The organism is Mycobacterium sp. IDUB_39, assembly GCF_055419205.1.
Genome location: NZ_JBVAXF010000009.1, coordinates 156639 through 177847, shown reverse-complemented (window position 1 = coordinate 177847; position 21209 = coordinate 156639). Strand labels below are relative to the sequence as shown.

Annotated in this window: 21 protein-coding genes and 2 tRNA genes; 15 read left to right on the top strand and 8 right to left on the bottom strand. The window is 67.0% G+C overall.

What is annotated here, in order from left to right:
- Nucleotides 1-14: 14 nt before the first annotated feature.
- Nucleotides 15-410 carry a globin gene (locus ACZY0X_RS28015; protein ID WP_463775048.1) on the bottom strand — a complete coding sequence of 132 codons (396 nt, stop codon included), beginning with the start codon at nucleotides 408-410 and terminating at the stop codon, nucleotides 15-17.
- A 141-nt stretch (nucleotides 411-551) separates the two neighbouring features.
- Here ACZY0X_RS28015 and ACZY0X_RS28010 point away from each other — a divergent pair, with 141 nt between their 5' ends.
- From ACZY0X_RS28010 to ACZY0X_RS27990, 5 genes are all read left to right on the top strand, one after another.
- On the top strand, nucleotides 552-1193 hold the full coding sequence (locus tag ACZY0X_RS28010) for an HNH endonuclease (RefSeq protein WP_463775047.1): 642 nt from the start codon (nucleotides 552-554) through the stop codon (nucleotides 1191-1193).
- Nucleotides 1194-1274: 81 nt separating this feature from the next.
- On the top strand, nucleotides 1275-1478 hold the full coding sequence (gene ctaJ, locus ACZY0X_RS28005) for an aa3-type cytochrome oxidase subunit CtaJ (RefSeq protein ID WP_463775079.1): 204 nt from the start codon (nucleotides 1275-1277) through the stop codon (nucleotides 1476-1478).
- Nucleotides 1465-1935, top strand: coding sequence for a DUF5130 domain-containing protein (locus ACZY0X_RS28000; protein ID WP_463775045.1), 471 nt, complete (start codon nucleotides 1465-1467; stop codon nucleotides 1933-1935). The genes ctaJ and ACZY0X_RS28000 overlap by 14 nt, the downstream gene beginning before the upstream one ends.
- Before the next feature lie 283 nt (nucleotides 1936-2218).
- Nucleotides 2219-3331, top strand: coding sequence for an EspA/EspE family type VII secretion system effector (locus tag ACZY0X_RS27995; RefSeq protein ID WP_463775043.1), 1113 nt, complete (start codon nucleotides 2219-2221; stop codon nucleotides 3329-3331).
- Complete coding sequence (locus ACZY0X_RS27990; protein WP_463775042.1) at nucleotides 3328-3831, top strand: hypothetical protein; 504 nt, start codon at nucleotides 3328-3330, stop codon at nucleotides 3829-3831. Before ACZY0X_RS27995 ends, ACZY0X_RS27990 begins: the two co-directional genes overlap by 4 nt.
- 96 nt (nucleotides 3832-3927) lie before the next feature.
- Here ACZY0X_RS27990 and ACZY0X_RS27985 read toward each other — a convergent pair whose 3' ends face one another.
- The 3 genes from ACZY0X_RS27985 to pepN form a co-directional block, all read right to left on the bottom strand.
- Nucleotides 3928-4068 (bottom strand): hypothetical protein, encoded by a 141-nt coding sequence (locus ACZY0X_RS27985; RefSeq protein ID WP_241404329.1) that lies wholly within the window; start codon nucleotides 4066-4068, stop codon nucleotides 3928-3930.
- Nucleotides 4069-4310: 242 nt separating this feature from the next.
- A complete protein-coding gene (locus ACZY0X_RS27980) occupies nucleotides 4311-4667 on the bottom strand; it encodes an HNH endonuclease (protein ID WP_463775040.1) in 357 nt (118 codons plus the stop codon).
- 85 nt (nucleotides 4668-4752) lie between these two features.
- A complete protein-coding gene (gene pepN / locus ACZY0X_RS27975; protein WP_463775039.1) occupies nucleotides 4753-7356 on the bottom strand; it encodes an aminopeptidase N in 2604 nt (867 codons plus the stop codon).
- A gap of 95 nt (nucleotides 7357-7451) precedes the next feature.
- Between pepN and ACZY0X_RS27970 the strand changes: the two genes are divergently transcribed.
- On the top strand, nucleotides 7452-8060 hold the full coding sequence (locus tag ACZY0X_RS27970) for a mycothiol-dependent nitroreductase Rv2466c family protein (RefSeq protein WP_463775037.1): 609 nt from the start codon (nucleotides 7452-7454) through the stop codon (nucleotides 8058-8060).
- A 12-nt stretch (nucleotides 8061-8072) separates the two neighbouring features.
- Here the strand turns inward: ACZY0X_RS27970 and ACZY0X_RS27965 are convergent, their stop codons facing one another.
- Together ACZY0X_RS27965 and mgtE are read right to left on the bottom strand one after the other, a co-directional pair.
- The gene (locus ACZY0X_RS27965; protein WP_463775036.1) at nucleotides 8073-9641 is read right to left on the bottom strand and encodes a molybdopterin-dependent oxidoreductase; all 1569 of its coding nucleotides are present in this window, start codon (nucleotides 9639-9641) and stop codon (nucleotides 8073-8075) included.
- Nucleotides 9642-9719: 78 nt separating this feature from the next.
- The gene (gene mgtE / locus ACZY0X_RS27960) at nucleotides 9720-11108 is read right to left on the bottom strand and encodes a magnesium transporter (RefSeq protein WP_463775034.1); all 1389 of its coding nucleotides are present in this window, start codon (nucleotides 11106-11108) and stop codon (nucleotides 9720-9722) included.
- 234 nt (nucleotides 11109-11342) lie between these two features.
- Between mgtE and ACZY0X_RS27955 the strand changes: the two genes are divergently transcribed.
- Genes ACZY0X_RS27955 through ACZY0X_RS27930 form a run of 6 tightly spaced genes read left to right on the top strand, consistent with a single transcriptional unit; the run spans nucleotide 11343 to nucleotide 17183 of the window.
- On the top strand, nucleotides 11343-12737 hold the full coding sequence (locus tag ACZY0X_RS27955; RefSeq protein WP_463775033.1) for a purine-cytosine permease family protein: 1395 nt from the start codon (nucleotides 11343-11345) through the stop codon (nucleotides 12735-12737).
- Between the two features lie 11 nt (nucleotides 12738-12748).
- A complete protein-coding gene (locus ACZY0X_RS27950) occupies nucleotides 12749-13180 on the top strand; it encodes a nucleoside deaminase (protein WP_463775077.1) in 432 nt (143 codons plus the stop codon).
- Complete coding sequence (locus ACZY0X_RS27945) at nucleotides 13177-14136, top strand: isopenicillin N synthase family dioxygenase (RefSeq protein ID WP_463775032.1); 960 nt, start codon at nucleotides 13177-13179, stop codon at nucleotides 14134-14136. The genes ACZY0X_RS27950 and ACZY0X_RS27945 overlap by 4 nt, the downstream gene beginning before the upstream one ends.
- Before the next feature lie 41 nt (nucleotides 14137-14177).
- Complete coding sequence (locus tag ACZY0X_RS27940) at nucleotides 14178-14657, top strand: ribose-5-phosphate isomerase (protein ID WP_241404336.1); 480 nt, start codon at nucleotides 14178-14180, stop codon at nucleotides 14655-14657.
- A gap of 3 nt (nucleotides 14658-14660) precedes the next feature.
- Nucleotides 14661-15455, top strand: coding sequence for an Fpg/Nei family DNA glycosylase (locus tag ACZY0X_RS27935; RefSeq protein WP_463775030.1), 795 nt, complete (start codon nucleotides 14661-14663; stop codon nucleotides 15453-15455).
- Between the two features lie 39 nt (nucleotides 15456-15494).
- A complete protein-coding gene (locus ACZY0X_RS27930) occupies nucleotides 15495-17183 on the top strand; it encodes a cation:proton antiporter (RefSeq protein ID WP_463775029.1) in 1689 nt (562 codons plus the stop codon).
- A 16-nt stretch (nucleotides 17184-17199) separates the two neighbouring features.
- On the opposite strand, the gene ACZY0X_RS27925 is transcribed toward ACZY0X_RS27930, so the two are convergent.
- Nucleotides 17200-18033 carry a DUF1542 domain-containing protein gene (locus ACZY0X_RS27925; protein ID WP_463775028.1) on the bottom strand — a complete coding sequence of 278 codons (834 nt, stop codon included), beginning with the start codon at nucleotides 18031-18033 and terminating at the stop codon, nucleotides 17200-17202.
- Nucleotides 18034-18194: 161 nt separating this feature from the next.
- On the opposite strand from ACZY0X_RS27925, the gene ACZY0X_RS27920 reads away from it, so the two are divergent.
- Entirely contained in the window at nucleotides 18195-18599 is a 405-nt protein-coding gene (locus tag ACZY0X_RS27920; RefSeq protein ID WP_463775075.1) for a Fur family transcriptional regulator, read from the top strand.
- Between the two features lie 34 nt (nucleotides 18600-18633).
- Entirely contained in the window at nucleotides 18634-20835 is a 2202-nt protein-coding gene (katG, locus tag ACZY0X_RS27915) for a catalase/peroxidase HPI (RefSeq protein ID WP_463775026.1), read from the top strand.
- A gap of 125 nt (nucleotides 20836-20960) precedes the next feature.
- Here katG and ACZY0X_RS27910 read toward each other — a convergent pair.
- Nucleotides 20961-21034, bottom strand: a tRNA-Gly gene (locus ACZY0X_RS27910).
- A gap of 96 nt (nucleotides 21035-21130) precedes the next feature.
- Between ACZY0X_RS27910 and ACZY0X_RS27905 the strand changes: the two genes are divergently transcribed.
- A tRNA-Pro gene (locus ACZY0X_RS27905) sits at nucleotides 21131-21204 on the top strand.
- Nucleotides 21205-21209: the final 5 nt, after the last annotated feature.

The following is a 21209-nucleotide window of genomic DNA, read 5'->3' as shown; positions in this document are numbered from 1 at the left end:
CATCCTGCCCGAAATCAGAACGACGAGTTGACCATCGAATCCGCGGCCATCACGAGGTAGTTCACAAGGGCGCGGCGATGGTCGTCGTCCAGGGTCTGTGCGTCGATCTCGGCGACGGCGGTGTGCATGCAGCGCAGCCACGCGTCACGTTCGAGGAAGCCGATCCGAAACGGTGCGTGCCGCATCCGCAGGCGCGGATGGCCCCGCTGCTCGGAGTAGGTGCGTGGGCCGCCCCAGTACTGCTCGAGGAACATTCGCAGACGCTCCTCGGCGCCGTCCAGATCTTCCTCGGGGTAGAGCGGACGCAGGATCTCGTCCTCGCGCACCAGCTCATAGAACCGCGACACCAGGGTGCGGAACGTATCGGCGCCACCGACCTCGTCATAGAACGAGCGGGGATCGTCAGTCACCACTCCATTGTCTCCTGAGCCGCGGCGGCGCTCGCAGACCCGTCGGTGTCACCGGCTGTTCATCGGACTGACCTGCGAACACGACGAGAATTGTCGTGCGGATAGCTCGGATCCGTGGTGGACTGTTTCCTCGGAGGACGTATGTCGCAGCGAACCAAGAGCCGCGGCCACCGGCATCACGGGACCGCGGGGGTAACCGGCGGGCTGTCGGCTGCTCCAGTCCTGCATGGTGTGGAGAGCTGCGGACCCGGCAATTCGACGTCGATCTGGGGGCGCCGACGCGTCCTTCTGCTGAACTCCACCTACGAACCGTTGACGGCACTGTCGATGCGGCGTGCGGTCATCATGCTGATGTGCGGTAAGGCCGACGTCGTGCACGATGACCCGAACGGACCGGTCATCCACTCGGCCACCCGCACCATCGTGGTGCCCTCGGTGATCAGGCTGCGGACCTTCGTGCGGGTGCCCTACCGGGCCAGGGTTCCGATGACACGTGCAGCCCTGATGCACCGCGATCGGTTCCGCTGCGCCTACTGCGGGCTCAAGGCCGACACCGTGGACCACGTCGTGCCCCGCAGCCGCGGGGGAGAGCACTCGTGGGAGAACTGCGTCGCCGCATGCGCGACGTGCAATCACCGCAAGGCCGACCATCTGCTCGCCGAACTCGGCTGGACGCTTCGCTCGGCGCCGCTGCCCCCCAAAGGCCAGCACTGGCGGCTGCTGTCCTCGGTCAAGGAACTCGACCCGGCCTGGATGCGGTATCTGGGTGAGGGCGCGGCATGACGGGCGGCCCGCTCTTCGTGCAAGCGCTCGAGCTCTGCTGATACGGTTTGCGTCGTGAGCACAGCCTTGGCCCATTCCCTGATGGGCGGCATCCCGCTGGTGATTCTGCTGGTCTTGGTGGCCATAATCTATCGCCGCAAGGGGCCCCATCCAGCGACGTACAAGTTGTCCGAGGAGTGGACGCACGAGCCAATCCTCTGGGCGGCCGACGAACCCGCGGATCACGGCCATGGCGGCCACGGTTCGCACCTGACTGTGGGAGGTGGCGCAAGTGGTAAGTGGTGAGGTCGTCAAGACCGTCGATTCCGCCGTTCTGCCGTACGGATTCGCGCACACGTCGAGCGGGCGGATCTCCGGCGTCACCGAGCCCGGTGAGCTGTCGGTGCACTACCCGTTCCCGACGATGGACCTGGTTGTCCTCGACGATGCGTTGAAGTACGGCTCGCGCGCGGCCAAGGCCCGCTTCGCGGTGTACCTCGGCGATCTCGGTGCGGACCCGGCGGCCACAGCGCGTGACATCTTGGCCACGGTGCCGACGCCCGACAATGCCGTGCTGCTCGCCGTGTCGCCGAATCAGCGGGCCATCGAGGTCGTCTACGGCTCCGAGGTGAAGGGCCGCGGTATCGAGGAGGCTGCACCGCTGGGCGTCTCCGCGGCGGCTGCGTCCTTCAAGGAAGGCAACCTGATGGACGGCCTGATCAGCGCCGTCCGCGTGTTGTCGGCCGCTGTCTCGCCTGCCTGACGGACCTCTCGACCGTTACGTCGTCGAGGACTTCACACGTCACCGTCCCTGTTCTGTGGACGCTGTCTTGCGCATATTGCAGGTCAGTAGCGCTCGAACACCGAGCGATCCTTGCTGTAGTCGACGGTGTCATCGCCATCGCGCAGCGTGACTTCGTCAGGCGTTCGCCGAGCTGCGCAAGTCAGTTTTGTGCTTGATCGCCGCCGTGCGGAAATTTGCGCCTGGTTGGCCCGCCACTGGGCAATAGACTTAAGGCGTTCGCCACGGCGGGGGAGATGTTCTGGTGGGTGTGCTCGACGGCTTCTACAAGACGTGGTCGAACGCACGCGCCACCTTCGGCGAGGGAACTCCTCATGGAGGGGAATCCTTCGACTCGAGTTCGACGTTGCGGCAACTGCAGTCGAACGTGGAAGGTGCCCAACCGGGCTCTCAGTGGTCGGGCTCGGCATCCGAGTCGTATTCCGCCACCAATGAGAAACAGGCACGCGTCCTGGGCGAGATGGCCAGCCTTGACCAGAGGCTTCGTGGTGAGGTCGACAGGGCGGCGAATGTCGTGAGTGCGGGGCGACGCGATCTGGAGTCCGTGAGGCAGTGGGTGCAGAACGCCGCAGCGTTGGTCCCCAATCCCAGCTCGACTCAGGGACAAATCAAGCTCATGCCGATCGTCAGCAAGGGATCAGGCGAGATCGCAGAGATTCTCCAGCGGTCCAATGCCGAGTCAAACGCCATCGCGGGGCGCATCCGTGGCTTAGACAGTGAGTACCGGATGCTGGGCGGTGACCTCAAGCTGGGGGAGGGTAACGAGCCCGACGATGGGCCTCAGATGGTGGTAGGAGAAGGCGAGGAGCCGTGGCGGTACCCCTGGGAGCCACCACCGCCCTCGGATTCGGCGCCCGGTGGTGGCCGTTGGGACTTGGGGCAGGGATATCCGCCCGGGCCGAACGGGGGACCGCCCATGGGCCCGATCGCGCCGCCCTCGCCTTGGCGCAAAGACTTCATCCCGCCCATCGCGGGCGGTCCGTCGGGTCTCCAAGATGTGGTGGCTCCACTACCAAACGGCTGGGGTGCGAAGCCTCCCCTCGTCCTTAAAGAGGGGTACAAATTCAGGGTGACTGGGGAGACATTCAACGGCGCGCCTGACCACGTCCAATGGGTCGAAAGAGGTGGGATGTGGTACCAAGCACAATGGGTCGACTACAACTTCGAGGCAGAACACATACGCCAACTTGTCGGCAATATCTCAGCGCCCCCAATGGGACTCAATCAATGGGAACCAATCAACATTAAAGACAACGGCATTCAAGTGGACAGCCCGCGGCTGCCGCTTTACGTGCCAAATCCGTTCGGCGGCCAGGTTTTCCTCGACCCGAAGCGGTCAGGAGTAGCGGCGGGATGACGTCTCGATTGTCGCGGCGTGGGCGTTGGATCGTGCTGTTGGCTCTCATCGCCGTGCTCGTCTGCGGAACCGTTGCCGTCGTGCGAGTAACCAAGGACGACGCCATTAAATCCGTGTCGCGAGAGGATTGCGCCCTAGTTGAGGACGTCGGTCGCCAGTGGTACGTGATGGAAGCGGCGGTTCGACAAGCGGTCGAATACGGTGCCGGCGAGTCTGGTGACTATCTGAACGCTGCTGAGCAGGAGGCGGCAATGGCCGATACGCTGCGCAAGGCGTCGACATCGGCCTCGTCGCAAGAGATCAAAGAACAACTTGAGCAGTGGGCGGACGCGACGGCATTGTTCGCGCGGACACAGCGCGAGGCCGCGGAGCGAGAACCCGGAACGCCTCCGGCGCCGAACGCAGAATCCGACTACGTCAGCGCCGCAACGAAAGCCAATGACGCTTCGATCGCCCTTGGTGACCTCTGCCCGAACATGCCATCGGAGAAGACCCGATGACAGGCCTCACTGAATAGCCCGCGCTGACCTTTTCCTCCCCCTAAACGACGAAAGCCGGTGATCCCTGCGGATCACCGGCTCTTTGTTGTCGCTGTGTTACTGCGCCGCGTCTTGCCTCTGGGCGATCGCCAGCAGCTCTTCGCGGACTGTCGACTGGGGCAGGGCGTTGATGCGCGCGTACAGGCGGCGACGGCTCATTGTTCGCTTCAGGTCTGAGCGAAACTTCGCAATGGACATGTACCACTCCTACGTTGTGCTCTGGGTCACAGAGACTTGGTTGCTGTGTGCCCGCCGACATGAGGATCGCCCGGTCGGCTGACTACTCCATGGTCCGTGTTAACGCCGTGTAAATCAAGCTCTGACGTGTGATCTTGGGCTCACCGGCGGTTGGTCGCCCTGATTTGATGCGGTCGTCAGTCGCCTCGAGCGATGACCAAATGGGTGTCGGAATTGTTTGCTGGCGGATCAGTGCTGGCGGATCAGCCCGTCGAGGCCTGCGTCGACAGGTCCGCGCGGATCCGCACGTAGCGCTCGAGGAAGGTGCGCTCATCGAGACGCTTGCGGCGCAGCCACCCCGTCACCTCGTCATTGCACTTGCTGGCATTGCACGCGGCACAGGCCGGCACGACATTGTCGATCGTGTAGCGCCCGCCACGCGAGATCGCCATGACGCAGTCCCGCTGCAGGGGCTTGTCGGCCGCGCCGCAGTAGGCGCACCCGTTCCAAGCGGCCTTGATCGCCGCCCACTCGGCCGGGGTGAGGTCGTTGACCACGGCGGCGACGCGCCGCTTGCGTCTCTTGGCAGCGCGTGCCCTGCGACTGTTGGGTGCGGCCACCGGTAAATCATGCGGCGCGAGCGCGCGTGAACTCGGATAGGACACCGGCGTGTCGCCCGCAGACGCGCGCGCTCGCGGAAAGAGGTTACGAGGCGTCGAACCGTCGCGCCCGCAGTGCCCGCTCAACGCCCGCGCGACCCTCAACCACGAGCCGTCGCAGCGCGGGCGGCACGTCGTCGTCGGCCAGGAACGCATCCGCGGCATCCAGACCCGCCTGGCTGACGTCGGATGACGGGTACAGCCCGATCACCACGGTCTGGGCGACCTCGCTGGACCGCCGTTCCCACACTCCCGAGATCGCGGCGAAGTACTTGGCCGAGAACGGTGCCAGCAGCTCGGCCTGCCCGGGCTGGACGAAACCGGTGACGATCGACCGGGTGGTGATGTTGGCGATCGTGTCGTCCTCGATCACCTCCTGCCAGGCGGCCTCCTTGACGGCGGCCTGCGGCCGGGCCGCCGACGCCGCGGCGGCGTTGCGCTTGCCCGCCGCCGTCGGATCACGCTGGGCCTCGGCGTCGATGAACGGCGTCGCGGGACCGTCTGCGTCGATATCGCCGCTCGCCGCCAACGCGGTGACGATCCGCCACCGCAGGTCGGTGTCGAGCACCAGGCCCGGGAGGTTGACCGCGGCCGGCTCGTTGTCCAACAGCGTCGCCAGGACGGCGACATGATTACGCGACAGCACTGACGTGCACAGCGCATTCACGAACGCCAGCTGGTGATCGGAACCGGGTGCCGACTCGCGGGCCAGATCCAGCAGCCGATCGCCGAACGCGGGCCAGCCGTTGGAGCGCGCCCACTGCGGGTCGGCGTACGCGTTGAGCGCGGTCTGCGCCTGCAGCAGCAGGCGTTGGGCCACCCCGACTTCGGTCTCGGCGTGCACGCCGCCCATCACGAGCACCACGAAATCGCGGGCCTTCATCTCGGCCTCGCGTGTCATCTCCCACGCCGCCGACCACGCCAGCGTGCGGGGGAGTGAGTCGGCGATGTCGGCGACCCGGTTGAGCACCGTGTCGAGCGACTCGGGGTCGAGGCGCAACGAGCAGTAGGTCAGATCGTCGTCATTGACAAGGATCAGCTTGCCGCGCGAAACGCCGTGCAGCGCGGGTACGTCGGTGGTGTCGCCCTCAACGTCGAGTTCCTCGCGGTGGGTGCGCACCAGCTGGCCCGAACCGTCATCGTCGTAGATTCCGACGGCCAGTCGGTGTACGCGGGTCTCGCCCGCGCCCGGCGCGGCACCGCTCTGGTTGATCGCAAACCGGGTGAACTTCCCTGCCTCGTCGACGTCGAAGTCGGCGCGCAGCGTGTTCAGTCCGGTGGTCTTGAGCCACTGGCGGCCCCAGTGGCTCAGGTCGCGTCCGGACGACTTCTCCAGTGCACCAAGCAGATCGGCGAAGGTGGCATTGCCGAATGCGTGGTCGCGGAAGTAGTCGCGCAGACCGGCGAGGAACGCCTCGAGCCCGACATAGGCCACCAGTTGCTTGAGCACGCTTGCGCCCTTGGCGTAGGTGATGCCGTCGAAGTTCACCTCGACCGCGGCCAGGTCGGGGATGTCGGCGGCGACGGGGTGGGTCGACGGCAACTGGTCCTGCCGGTAGGCCCATGACTTCTCCACGTTGGCGAACGTGGTCCACGCCTGCTTGTACTCGGTGGCCTCGGCCTGGCACAGCACGGATGCGAACGTCGCGAAGGACTCATTGAGCCACAGGTCGTCCCACCAGGTCATCGTGACCAGATCGCCGAACCACATGTGTGCCATCTCGTGCAGCACCGTCTCGGAGCGGCGTTCGTAGCTGTAGCGGGTCACCTTGCTCCGGAAGACGTAGTCCTCCAGGAATGTCACGGCCCCGGCGTTCTCCATGGCGCCCGCGTTGAACTCGGGCACGAAGAGCTGGTCGTACTTGCCGAATGCATAAGGGACGCCGAAGTTCTCATGGTAGAAGCCGAACCCCTGCTTGGTCTCGGTGAACAGCCGCTCGGCATCCATGAACTCCGAGAGCGAGGCCCGGCAGTAGATGCCCAGCGGAATATCGCCGTGCGCGTCGGAGTAGACGTCGTCCCAGCGCGCGTACGGGCCGGCGATGAGCGCCACCAAGTAGGTGCTCATCCGCGGCGTGGTGACGAAGGTGTGCGAACCACCGTCGGAGCCTGATGTCGCCGCCGGAGCGGCTCCGGCAGAGACCGTCGCGCCGTTGGAGATCACCTGCCAGTGCGTCGGGGCCGTCACGCTGACGTCGAAGGTCGCCTTGAGGTCGGGCTGGTCGAAGCAGGCGAACATGCGCTTGGCGTCCGCGGTCTCGAACTGCGAGTACAGGTACACCTCGTTGTCGACGGGGTCGACGAAGCGGTGCAGTCCCTCGCCGGTGTTCGAGTACAGGCAGTCGGCGTCAACCACAACGACGTTGTGCTCGGCAAGACCGACCAGCGGGATGCCGGTGGACTCGTCGTAGCCGGAGACGTCGATGTCCACACCGTTGAGCGTCGCGCCGTGCACGGCGGCGGCGGCGATGTCGATGACGGTGTTCGCCCCGGCGAGCGCACTGAACTCGACGGTGGTGGTCGAGCGGAAGGTGCGTTCGCCTGGCCCTCCGGAGCCGTCCGTGAGATCCAGCACGATTCGGTACGCGTCGACGGTGACGAGGGCGGCGCGCTCGGCGGCCTGGTCGCGAGTCAGATTTGGAAGTGCCACGTGGACCAACATTAGACGGCGACGGGGAACACAGTGTGGTCACACGTAGTTGTGCTGAACTGAGTTCTGTCCACGTCTCGAGAGGATTGCGTCCGATGGCCAAGAAGGATGTCGCCGGTTTCTGGTTCGACCCGCTGTGCCCGTGGTGCTGGATCACCTCCCGCTGGATTCTCGAAGTCGAGAAGGTCCGCGATATCGACGTGCAGTTCCACGTCATGAGCCTCGCCGTGCTCAACGAGGGGCGCGACCTGCCCGAGGAGTACCAGGAGGCGATGACGAAGGCGTGGGGTCCGGTCCGCGTCGCGATCGCCGCTGAGCAGGCGAAGGGCAGCGAGATCCTGGGCCCGCTGTACACCGCGATGGGCACCAAGATCCACAACGAGGGCAACAAGGACTTCGACGACGTCATCGCGTCCTCACTTGAAGAGGTCGGGTTGCCCGCCGAGCTGGCCGAGGCGGCGACGTCGGACAAGTTCGACGAGGTGCTGCGCAAGAGCCACCACGACGGCATGGATGCCGTCGGCGAGGACGTCGGCACTCCGACCATTCACGTCAACGGCGTGGCGTTCTTCGGTCCGGTGCTGTCGCGGATACCTCGCGGCGAGGAGGCCGGCAAGCTGTGGGACGCGTCGGTGATCTTCGCCGCCTACCCGCATTTCTGGGAGCTGAAGCGCTCGCGCACCGAGGCGCCTGAGTTCGACTGACCTGGATGATTCTCACTCGACGGTGAAGATCATCGAGTGCCAACCCGTCGAACCGTCGGGGACCGGGCCCGGATTTATCAGCCGCAGCCTCTCCTCGGCCTGCATCTGACCGGTGCCGTCGATGGCGCGGCAGGTCACGGTGTGCTGACCGGGCGGCAGCGCCGTCGTGAGCCGGAACATGCGCCACGTGAACTGGTTCACCTCGGGTGCCAGATCGGCGGGCTGCCAGTCGCCGGTGTCGAAGCGAAGTTCGACACCACTGATGCCGCGGCCCTGCGCCCACGCGGTGCCCGCGACCGTCACGTCCCGGCCCCGCACGCGTTGGAACGATGTCGGCGCGTCGATCCGCGACGAGATCTTGATCGGGGCGACGCCCGGCGGCTCGCCGTCCCACCCGCGTCGCACCCAGTACGGCTTGACGTCGAAGGTGGCGAGTTCGAGTTCGGTGAGCCACTTGGTGGCTGAGACGTACCCGTAGAGGCCGGGTACCACGGTGCGCATCGGGAAGCCGTGCTCGGGCAGCAACGCCTCACGGTTCATCCCGATCGCCACCATCGCCTCCTTGCCGGTGTTGCGCAGCAGCTCCAACGGTGTGCCGAGGGTGAATCCGTCCACGGAGTGTCCGACGACCTGCTGGGCGCCGTCGCGAACGCCGGCCCGCGCGAGTAGGTCCAGCAACGGCACGCCGATGAAGTTCGCGGTCGAGACATACGGCCCACCAACCTCATTCGACACACAGGTCATGGTGATGGTCCGCTCCACCAGCGGCATGGACTGGATGTCGTTGAAGCTGAACTCGAGCGGCCGCTCGACCATGCCGGTGATGCGCAGCGCGGCATCCTCGGCGCGCAGCTGCGGCACGGCGAGGTTGATGTCGATGCGGTAGAAGTCGGCGATCGGCGTGATGAAGCTGGGCGTCCCGAGTTCGGGGAACGCCGCCCCCGCCGGGATCGGCGGCGCAGGGATCGTGGGGACAAGCGCGCCGACCGCGCGTCGCGACGCGGCCACGTCGATCCGTCGAGCCAGCCCGAACCCGCCCGCGCCGGCCAGCGCCGCGCCCGCCGAGGCAGCGACGGCGCCCACCACGAAGCGTCGCCGACCGAGGCCCGCGCCGGGTGTAGGCGCCGGTACGGCGTCCCCTGGCAGCGCGCGTCTGCGCAACCACCACAGCACCGCCACCCCCGCGAGGGTGGCGGCCAGCGGAGCGAGCAGGCCCGGCCCGCCGCCGGACTGCTCGCGCACGGCCAGCGTCCCGAGCACCCCGAGAACGACGATCGCCACCACACCGGGCACCGGGCTGCGCCGCGAGATCAGCCCGATGACCACGCCGAGCATGGCCAGCGCGACGGCCATGCCGACCAGCAGAGCGGGTTTGTCGTTGGTGCCGAAGGACCTGATGGCGAAGTCCTTGACCGGCGCGGGGGTGCGGTCGATGACCGCGTCACCCACGGCCAGAAACGGTGACGCGGCGGGCAGCAGCAGGATTCCGGCGACCAGATGCCCGACGCCCAGCGCGCCGAACACCGCGATGAGTCCGGTGAGGGCGGCCCGGACGATGGGGATGCCGGTCTTCGTCGTCATGACGGTGATTCGGCGCCACGGCGGCGCGGGATGGATCGGTGTCGTGACGCAACGCTGACATCGGCGCCCGGGCCAGCGTCACAGACCCTGCAGCTGTGACAGCGTCGCGTGCGCGATCATGAAGTAGATGATCAGGCCCGTGCCGTCGACGATGGTGGCGATCATCGGCGCCGACACCACCGCGGGGTCCACTCGCAGCTTCTTGAGCACGGGCGGTAGCACCGATGCGATGAACGACGACCACATGACGATGGCGGCCACCGTCAGCGACACGGTCAAGGTGATCTCGGGCCCGACGCCCAGAGTCCAGGCTCGGATGACGGCCGCCAGCGCCATCGTGAGGGCGATCATCGCGCCGGTCGACAGTTCCTTGGCCAGCACCGCAGGCACGTCGCGCAGCCGGACCTGGCCGGTCGCCATCGCACGGACCAGCGTGGTGGTGATCTGCGTGCCGGTGTTGCCGCCGGTCCCGATCAGAAGCGGTATGAAGAACGCGAGCGCGACCACGGCCTCCATCTCCTCCTCGAAATGGCGCAGTACCGTCCCGGTGTAGGCCTCGGCGATGAACAGCAGAAGCAGCCAGCCGATGCGCTTGCGCCACAGCAACCACGGCGACGCGCGCAGGTAGGGAACCTCCAGCGGGGCTGAACCGCCCTGGCGTTCGGCGTCTTCGGTGGCCTCCTCCTCGGTGATGTCTCCCGCGGTGTTCTCGGTGAGGATGCCAAGGAGCCGGTTGTCGGCGTCGACGACGGGCACCGCCACCAGGTTGTAGTCCATCAGCGCCTGCGCCGCGTCCTCGGCGTCGGTCAGCGGTGACACCGACAGCACGTCGTCGTTGGTCAATGTCGAGACCGCTTGATCGGGATCGGCAAGCACGAGATCGCGAAAGGCCACCACGCCGAGTAGGTGACCCTCGGCGTCGGTGACGTAAACGTATGCGCCAGTTCGGGAATCGGCGCGCAGCGTGGCTGCGTCATCGCGGATCGTGGCGATGGCACTTGCCGCCGCCATCTCCGGGCGCACGGTCAAAGCCTCGGGCACCATGTGGGCTGCGACCGATTCCTTGGGCCAGCTCAGCAATCCACGCAGAGCCGCGGCGCGTGCCGACGGCAGGCTGGTCAGCAGCTCTTCCCGGACGGGGGCCTTGATCTCGCGCAGGACATCGGCCGCGTGATCGAGGTCAAGCACGTCAAGCACGCTGGCGGCGTCCTCGCGAGCCATTGCGCCAAGTGCCCGGGCCCCTAGTGCATCATCGATGGACTCGAACAGATCGGTCGCGTTCCGGTGATTCAGCAGCGGGCCGAGTAAGCGCAATTCGGACTGCGACAGCGTGGCGACCTGGTGGGTGCGCTCGGCGGGCTCGCGGACCGCCTTGATCCAGCCGGCAACGGATCCGCTGTCAGCGCGGGCCACCGCGTGGCGCAGGGACACGTCAGTGGTGTCTGAATTCGGCGCAGTGCTGCTCATCCGTGCCTCCGCTTCTACCGCCGGGACCGTTCCCGCGGCGAGGCCACTCTAGCCGTTGCCCCGGGCCGTCAGTCATCTGCGGAAAGCTATGTCCCACAGGGGATTTTATGTTAACAACAGCTCGCCGGACGGCGTGGCGGGGGTTACCGGCACCTGAACTTCTAGATACGGCGCCTGACAACGAACTTGGTCATTCCGGTTGCAAGTATCTGTCGAGCACGTCAAAGTGCTCGCATGACAGCGGCGGAACCCACCACAGACGGCACCTACGGGGACCGCATCGTCGCGGTCGAACCCGGCGGCAACGAGTTCATTGCCGATGCCGACCGGCACGGGCGCCCCAGCCAGCTGCTGTGGACGTGGGCGTCACCCAACCTGGAGTTCGCCACCATCTTCCTGGGCGTGCTCGCGGTGGCCTACTACGGCATGACGTTCTGGCAGGCCGTCGCCGGCATCGTGGTGGGCGCCGGTCTGGGCACACTGGCGCACGCTGTCCTGTCCGCCCGCGGTCCGGTGCACGGCGTGCCTCAGATGGTGCTCGGGCGACTGGCGTTCGGTTTCAAGGGCAACGCGGTGCCGTCGACGCTGATGTCGATCACCGCCGGAGTGGGCTGGTTCGCGACCAACAGTGTCAGCGGTGCGTTCGCGCTCTCGACGTTGTTCGGCATCGGCCCGCTGCCCGCGCTAGTGGCGGTGGTCGTCGTTCAGACCGCGCTGGCCTTCTTCGGACACAACCTGGTGCAGGCGTTCGAGCGCCTGGCCTTCCCGGTGTTGGCGGTGATCTTCGCGGTCGCCTCGGTGGTGATCCTGACCAAGGCGGACCTCGGTGCGCCTGCCGTCGACGGCGGTGTCGGCGGGCTGGGCGGATTCCTGCTGACGGTGGGAACGACCTTCGGCTATGTCGCCGGGTGGGCGCCCTACGCGGCCGACTTCAGCCGTTACCTGCCGCGTACCGTATCGCCGCTCCGCACCGGCATTTTCGGGTCCGCCGGCCTGTTCCTGGCATGCACCGTCCTCGCGATCGTCGGGGCGGCCTCAGTGACCATCGCGACAGCCGGGTCCGACAACCCGACCGACGCGTTCACCGGTTCGCTACCCGGCTGGCTGGCCAGCGCCACACTGCTGGCCATCGCGATCGGAGCCATCGCGGCCAACGCGATCAACGTCTACTCCGGTGCGATGGCCTTCGTCACCACCGGCGTCAAGCTCCCCGCGCATATCGCCCGCGCGCTGGCCACGGTGTTCTTCGGGGTGGCCGGCTTCCTCATCGCGTGGTGGGCGCTGGCCGATGCCGCCGCCAGCTACGAGGCGTTCCTGCTGCTCATCGCGTACTGGATCGGGCCGTGGCTCGGTGTGGTGTTCGCCGACCAGTATCTGCGCCGCGGCCACCGGATCGACGGTTTCCTGTACGACCGCACCTACACCAACTGGCCGGGCCTTGCGTCGTTCCTGATCGGGCTGGTGGTCTCGGTGCTGCTGTTCTGCAATCAGGAGAGGTTCGTCGGCTACGTCGTGCGGGCCGTCCCGGAACTGGGCGATATCACCTTCTTCGTCGGTTTCGTGCTCGCTGCCGGCTGCTACCTTGTGTTCTGCCGAGCCAAGATCGAAGCGGAACGAGTTGCCCTGTGACACCGGAGGAAATGCTTGAGGTTGCCGTCGCCGAAGCCCGAAAGGGGCTTGCGGAGGGCGGGATTCCGATCGGCGCTGCCCTGTTCAGCGCCGACGGCGTGATGCTGGGCAGCGGCCACAACCGGCGGGTCCAGAACGATGACCCGTCCGTGCACGGTGAGACCGACGCGTTCCGCAATGCGGGCCGCCAGCGTGACTACCGCTCGACGGTGATGGTGACGACGCTCTCGCCGTGCTGGTACTGCAGCGGGCTGGTGCGGCAGTTCAACATCGGGGCCGTGGTGATCGGGGAGGCCAAGACGTTCAGCGGTGGCCATGACTGGCTGGCCGAGAACGGGGTCAGCATCACGGTGCTCGACGATCAGCGCTGCGTGAACATGATGGAGGAGTTCATCGCTGACCGGCCGGAACTGTGGAACGAGGACATCGGGGTCGCCGAATGAGCGCGATTGCGACAGTGGACATGTCGCGTTGGTACGCCGGCGGCGCTGAGGCTGACGCGCTGGCCGCCGAGGTGGACGAGGGACTGCAGCGGGCGGGTTTCATCGTGATCACCGGGCACGGCGTCGACACCGACCTCGCGGCTCGCGTGCGGGCGGCGAGCCGGGAGTTCTTCGCGCTGCCCGACGAGGTCAAGCAGCGTTACTCGGTACCCGTCGGCGGGCACGGCTGGATCGGCCCGGGCGCCGAGGCGAACGCCTACGCCGAGGGCACCGAGACCCCACCGGATCTCAAGGAGAGCTTCAGCCTGGGCGCCGAGACCGCCACCGGCGATCCGGAGGTGGACCGAATCTGGTTCGCGCCCAATGTGTGGCCGGCTGAGGTGCCGCACCTGCAGGCCCTCGTCGAGGAGTACACCGCGGCGATGCGCACGGTGTCCGACGATCTGCTGGCCTTGTTCGTGCGGGCACTGGGACTGCCCCAGAATCCCTTCACCGCAATGACGAGCCGCGCCACCTGGACGATGAACATCAACCACTACCCGCCGGTGAGTGTGGTCGGTGAGCCCGAGGAGGGGCAGTTCCGGATCGGCCCGCACACCGATTTCGGCACGGTGACGGTGCTCGACCGTGAGCCGGGAGCAGGCGGTCTGCAGGTCTACTCCGAGGAGGCGGGCTGGGAGGACGCGCCGTGGCAGCCGGGCGCGCTGACGGTCAACATCGGCGACCTGCTCGAGTACTGGAGCGGGCGACGCTGGCCGTCGGGCCGGCATCGGGTGCTGCCACCGCAGCCGCACGCCCCGGAGGAGGACCTGGTGTCGCTCATCTACTTCTACGAGGCCAACCACGACGCACTCGTAACCCCGCTGGAGCCGCCGATCGGGCGGGTGTCGGGCCTGTCACCGGTGACGTCGGCCGACTTCATCAAGGAGCGGCTCGACGCCATCACGGTGGCCTGAGCATTGCGAGCGACCCGGCGGCAAGAAGTAGGGTATCGACCATGCGCGTCTACCTCGGTGCTGACCACGCCGGATACGAACTCAAGCAGGCGATCATCGAGCATCTCAAGGCCGGTGGTCACGAGCCCGTCGACTGCGGCGCCCACACCTATGACGCGCAGGACGACTACCCGGCGTTCTGCATCGCCACGGCGGTCCGGACCGTGGCCGATCCCGGCAGCCTGGGGATCGTGCTCGGAGGGTCGGGCAACGGCGAGCAGATCGCGGCCAACAAGGTGCCCGGCGCCCGCTGTGCGCTGGCCTGGAGCACCGAGACGGCATCGCTTGCGCGCCAGCACAACAAGGCGCAGTTGATCGGCATCGGTGGCCGCATGCACACCGAGGCCGAGGCGCTCGAGATCGTCGACGCGTTCCTGTCGACGCCGTGGTCGGAGGAACCGCGCCACCAGCGTCGGGTCGACATCATCGAGGCCTACGAGTTGACGCACGACGCGCCTCCCGTGCCCGACGCCTCGGCGTAACCCGTGCCCGAAGGGCACACCCTGCACCGCCTGGCACGGCTGCACCAGAGGCGGTTCGGTCGCGCTCCTGTCGTCGTGACCAGCCCGCAGGGGCGCTTCACCGAATCCGCGACGGCGATCAGCGGCAAGGTGCTGCGCAGGTCCGCCGCCCACGGCAAGCACCTCTTCCACCACTACGACGGCGGCGCGGTGGTGCACGTGCATCTCGGGCTGTACGGGACGTTCACCGAGCACCCCGTGCCCATGCCCGCACCCGTCGGCCAGGTCCGGATGCGGATGCTCGGCGCGGAGTACGGCACCGACCTGCGTGGGCCGACCGCGTGTGAGGTCATCAGCCATACCGAGGTCGACGACATCATCGCGAGGCTGGGGCCCGACCCGCTGGGACGCAACCCCGACCCGGGACTGGCCTGGGCGCGAATCAGCAAGTCGCGCAGACCGATCGGTGCGCTGTTGATGGATCAGGCCGTGATCGCAGGCGTCGGCAACGTGTACCGCTGCGAGTTGCTGTATCGCCACCTCATCGATCCGCACCGGCCGGGCACGAACATCGGCCTCGAGGAGTTCGACGCCGCCTGGACCGACCTCGTCGCGCTGATGAAGGTCGGCGTGAGCGGCGGCAAGATCGTCACGATCCGTCGCCCCGACGACAAGGGTGCGCCGTCGTATCGGGAGGGCCGTCCACGCACGTATGTGTACCGACGGGCCGGCGAGGCCTGCCGGGTGTGCGGTGACACCATCCGCACCGAGGTCATGGACGGTCGCAACCTCTTCTGGTGCCCGACCTGCCAGATCTGACGCCGCGCGCCGCCTGGTGATTGACGGGAGAATCAACGCGTGGAACTCATCCTCGTCGTCGTAGGCGCCATCGCGGTCACCGCTGTCGCACACCGGCGCGGGCTGGAACCCGCGTTGATCATCGTCATGATCGGCGGCGCGGTGTCGTTCCTGCCGGACTTCGAGGCACCCGAACTGGACTCGCACATCCTGCTTACGGTCGTGCTGCCCCCGCTGCTCTACTCGGCGGCACTGAACTTCTCGTTCCCGACGTTCCTGCGCAACATCCGGCCCATCCTCGGGCTGGGTGTGGGTCTGGTCGTGGTCACCGCGTTCACCGTGGCGGCGGTGGCCTCGTGGCTGGTGGTCGTGCCGTTGACGTTCGGGACGGCACTGGTCCTCGGCGCGATCGTGGCCCCGCCCGATGCCGTCACGGCGGTTGCCGTCGGCCGCAAGCTCGGGCTGCCCAAGAAGGTGATGGCGATCCTCACCGGCGAGAGCCTCATCAACGACGCCGCCGCCCTGACGCTGTTCTCGATCGCCGTCGCGCAGGTCGCGGGAACCCACACGTTCATCGAGAATCCGTTCCTGCTGTTCACCTACAGCGCCGTGCTGGGGCCGGTCGTGGGTGCGGTGCTCGGTCTCGTCACGCTGTGGATCCGCAAGCGGCTGGCCAATCCGGGTTTGGAGACGGTGCAGGGTTTGGTGGTGCCGTTCGCGGCGTTCATCACCGCCGAGGAACTGCACGCATCCGGTGTGTTGGCGGTCGTGGTCGCGGGTTTCGTGGTCGGCAACGGCACCCTGTCCGCGGGGTATCAGACCCGGCTGCAGGAGCGCTACGTGTGGAACTCGGTCGACGTGCTGCTCGAGGCCTTCGTGTTCGCGTACATCGGGCTGCATCTGCGGTTCGTTCTCGAGGATCTGCGCGACGCCCACGAATCGCTGGCGGAGGTGGCGGTCGCCGCGCTGATCGTGCTGGTGCTGGTGATGCTGATCCGGCCGCTGTCGGTGCTTCTCATGTTCGGTCGCAACAAGCTCTCCAGTCACGTCGAACGCAAGCTCAGTGTGCCGGCGCCCGCTGTGGGGCGCGGCGCGCGGGGAATGCGACGCGCAGACAAACCGCCGGGCAAGTGGCGGTCCCGGATCGACCGGCGGTCACTGTCGTGGCAGGAGAACGTCGTGGTGTCGTGGACGGGCATGCGCGGGGTGGTCACCCTGGCCGCGGCTGCCGCCATCCCGGTTACCACCGCGAGTGGTGAGCCCTTCCCCGAGCGGGCCACCATCCAGGCCATCGCGTTCGTCGTCAGCGTCGGCACGCTCCTGATCCAGGGGTGGACCCTGCCGCCGCTGATCAGCCGGCTCCGCCTGTCGCGCTTCTCCGACGACCATGCCGTGGACCGCGGCGAGGAACTCAAGGCCGAGCGCGCGGTGCACGACGCCGCTGAGGAAGTGCTGGCGCAGTTCCGGGCGAACCCGCCTGCGGGTATGGACCCGCACGTGCTCGCCGATATCGGCAACACCATCGCTCGGCAGTCGCAGGACGCCGACCAGATGCCCGACCCCGAGGCGCACACCAAACGCGCCGAGGTGTTCTCGGCGCTGTACCGCGAGGTGCTGTCGGCGCAGCGTGCCGCGCTGATCGCCGAACGGGACGAGGGCCGCATCGAGGATGAGGCCGTCCGTGGCATGTTGGAGCGACTCGACCTGCAGGAGGCCGGCGTGTCAGCCAGGCTGGAGAGCCGGCTCTGAACGCGGGGGACCGGGGCTAGAAACCCCCGAAGTCGCCACCGAAGTCGCCGCCCCCACCGAAGTCCCAGCCGCCGCCGTCGCCGCCACCGCCCCAGCTGTCGCCGCCGCCGCCACCGTCGAAGCCGCCGCCGTCCTGTCCGCCCATGTCCTGGCCGGCACCATCGAGCTGCCCCTGGTCCATGCCGTCCTGGAAGCCGTCGCCGTAGCCGTTCTCGAAGGCCTGCGCGTCGTAGCCGACCCCGCCCATACCGGAGAACAGGGTGCTGAACAGCAGTACCGAACCCATGCCCCAGGCGCCCGCGATCAGGGCGGGCTTCCACCACGGCTCGGAGTACCAGCCCGCGGGCACCGGTCGACCGGCGACCCGGCCGCCGGGGTAGTAGTTCGGCGTGCGCTCCGAGGGTGCCGGGGACGCCTCGATCTGGCGGCCCTCGAACTCCACCCGGCGGTCCTCGGTGACGGTGCCCGCCGCGCGTTGCCCGCTCAGCGTCTCGAGTTCGGGACCCGGGTCCATGCCCATCGCCACCCGGGCCGCACGCACGTAGTACAGCCCCTCCATGGCGCTCTCCTTGGCGAGCAGTGCCTGCTTGGCGGTCGTCGCCTGGTCGATCTGCGAGCCCGCTGCGGTGTAGCGCTCGGAGGCGTCGGCGAGCGCCTGCTTGGACGCGTCGTCGGTACCGGACAGGTTGATCACTTGGCCGCCAAGCCGCTCGATGAGGCGCCGGGCGTCGGCCTTGGCGTCGGCCAGTGACGCGGCGCTGCGCTGCCCGGAGGCCTTCGACGAGTTGTAGACCGCGAACGCGATTGCACCGAGTACGACGAGGATGAGCACCAGCAGAAAGCCGTCCATGCACCCCAGCCTACCGACGGAGACGCCCAGGAAGGCGTTGATGAACGCGCAGCTGAGTGCGCTCTCAGGAGAAACCGCCTACCCAGGAGAATTTCATTCTTGACTAATTCCAGATTATGGGCCAGGCTTTGTTTGTGGCGACGATCACCGACTTCCAGCAGATGCTGCGTCGGTCCGACCTGCGAGTCACCCGCCCTCGTGTGGCAGTACTGAGCGCGGTGTACGAGCACCCGCACGCCGACACGGATTCGATCATTCGTGCTGTGCGGGAAGAGCTGCCCGACGTGTCGCACCAGGCTGTCTACGACTCATTGCATGCATTGACCGCGGCGCGGTTGGTGCGGCGTATCCAGCCGTCAGGCTCCGTGGCTCGCTACGAGTCACGCGTCGGCGACAACCACCACCACGTCGTGTGCCGGACGTGTGGGGCCATCGCCGATGTCGACTGTGCGGTCGGTGGGGCACCCTGCCTGACCGCGTCAGATGATCACGGTTTCACGATCGACGAAGCCGAGGTCATGTACTGGGGCGTGTGCCCCGACTGTTCCACTGCTCCAACTAGATAACCCCTTAACCCGCCAGCCCCGGAAAGGATTTGTCATGGCCGAAACACACCCACCCATTGGCGAAGCTCAAACAGAACCCGCCGAAAGCGGTTGTCCGATGCAGATTAAGCCCCCCGTCGAGGGCGGCAGCAACCGCGACTGGTGGCCCAATGCGGTGAATCTCAAGATCCTGCAGAAGAATCCGCCCGCCATCGACCCGACGGACGAGGGCTATGACTACCGCGAGGCCGTCAAGTCTCTCGATTTCGAGGCCTTCGAGCGCGATTTCGATGCGCTGCTGACGGATTCGCAGGACTGGTGGCCTGCCGACTTCGGCCATTACGGCCCACTCTTCGTCCGGATGTCGTGGCACGCCGCGGGCACCTACCGGGTCGCGGACGGCCGCGGTGGCGGCGGGCGCGGTATGCAGCGCTTCGCCCCGCTGAACAGCTGGCCCGACAACGTCAGCCTGGACAAGGCCCGCCGTCTGCTGTGGCCGCTCAAGAAGAAGTACGGCAAGCAGATCTCGTGGTCTGACCTGATCGTCTACGCCGGCAACCGGGCCCAGGAGCAGATGGGCTTCAAGACCGCCGGCTTCGCCTTCGGCCGCCCCGACTTCTGGGAGCCGGAGGAGGACATCTACTGGGGCGCCGAGCACGAGTGGCTGGGCTCTCAGGATCGCTACGCCGGTTCGGGCGGTGATCGGACCAAGCTGGAGAACCCGCTCGGCGCAAGTCATATGGGTCTGATCTACGTCAACCCTGAAGGCCCCGAGGGCAATCCGGATCCGGCGGGCTCCGCCATCGACATCCGCGAGACCTTCGGCCGGATGGCGATGAACGATATCGAGACGGCCGCGCTGATCGTCGGTGGCCACACCTTCGGCAAGACCCACGGCGCCACTGATATCGAGAACGGGGTGGAGCCCGAAGCTGCCCCGCTCGAGCAGATGGGCCTGGGCTGGAGCAACCCGGGCGTCGGCAACGAGACCGTCAGCAGCGGCCTCGAGGTGACCTGGACCCACACCCCCACCAAGTGGGACAACTCGTTCCTGGAGATCCTCTACGGCAACGAGTGGGAGCTGACCAAGAGCCCGCAGGGCGCCAATCAGTGGAAGCCCAAGGACGGCGGCTGGGCCAACTCGGTGCCGATGGCCCAGGGGACTGGCAAGACCCATCCGTCGATGCTGACCAGCGACCTGGCGCTGCGGGTGGATCCGATCTACGAGCGGATCACCCGCCGCTGGCTGGATCACCCGGAGGAGCTGGCCGAGGAGTACGCCAAGGCCTGGTTCAAGCTGCTGCACCGCGATCTGGGGCCGGTGGCCCGCTACCTCGGGCCGCTCGTGCCCAAGCAGACCTGGCTGTGGCAGGACATCGTCCCGGTCGGCAAGGCGCTGTCCGACGCCGATGTCGCGACGCTCAAGGCGGCCATCGCAGAGTCGGGCCTGACCACCCAGCAGCTGGTGGACACCGCGTGGAAGGCAGCGGCGTCATTCCGTTCCAGCGATCTGCGCGGCGGTGCCAACGGCGGACGGATCCGGCTGCAGCCGCAGCTGGGCTGGGAGGCCAACGAGACCGAAGAGCTGTCGCAGGTGATCCGCAAGCTCGAGGAGATCCAGCAGGCGTCGGGCACGGGAGTGTCGTTCGCCGATCTGGTGGTCCTCGGCGGTGTCGTGGGTGTCGAGAAGGCGGCCAAGGATGCCGGGTTCGATGTCACGGTGCCGTTCACCTCGGGTCGTGGCGACGCCACCCAGGAGCAGACCGACGTCGAGTCGTTCGCCTACCTGGAGCCCAGCAGCGACGGTTTCCGCAACTACGCGGGCAAGGGTGACAACCTGCCGGCCGAGTACCGCCTCATCGACCGGGCCAATCTGCTGGGCCTGTCGGCTCCCGAGATGACCGTGCTGGTCGGCGGTCTGCGAGTGCTGGGCGCCAACTACGGTGGCTCGGATCTCGGTGTGCTCACTGCCAACAAGGGACAGTTGACGAACGACTACTTCGTCAACCTGACCGATATGGGCACCAAGTGGGCGCCGTCGCCGGCCGATGACGGCACCTACGTCGGCACCGACCGCGCCAGCGGTGCGCAGAAGTACACCGCCAGCCGTGTCGATCTGCTGTTCGGCTCGAACTCGCAGCTGCGGGCACTGGCCGAGGTATATGCCGAGGACGACGCCAAGGAGAAGTTCGTCAAGGACTTCGTCGCGGCCTGGACCAAGGTGATGAACGCCGACCGGTTCGATCTGACCGCCTGATAGCAGCAACCTGAGTACCTCGACGCCCAGGTCGGCCCCCGTGGCTGACCTGGGCGTTCGGGTAGCCGGGATGGCCCAGCGCATGTCCGAAAAGCAGAAAACCGCCCTAACCAGGGCGGCTCTCTTGGAGCGGGCGACGGGAATCGAACCCGCGTAGCTAGTTTGGAAGACTAGGGCTCTACCATTGAGCTACGCCCGCGTGCAGTGCAACGCAGACTGTACCGGCGCCGACGTAGTCAAATCCAATTGAGTGCGTCGCGTGTCGGACCCGTAGTATCTCGTGCGCAGCGAGACACGGGGTGTAGCGCAGCTTGGTAGCGCATCCGCTTTGGGAGCGGAAGGCCGCAGGTTCAAATCCTGTCACCCCGACAGAC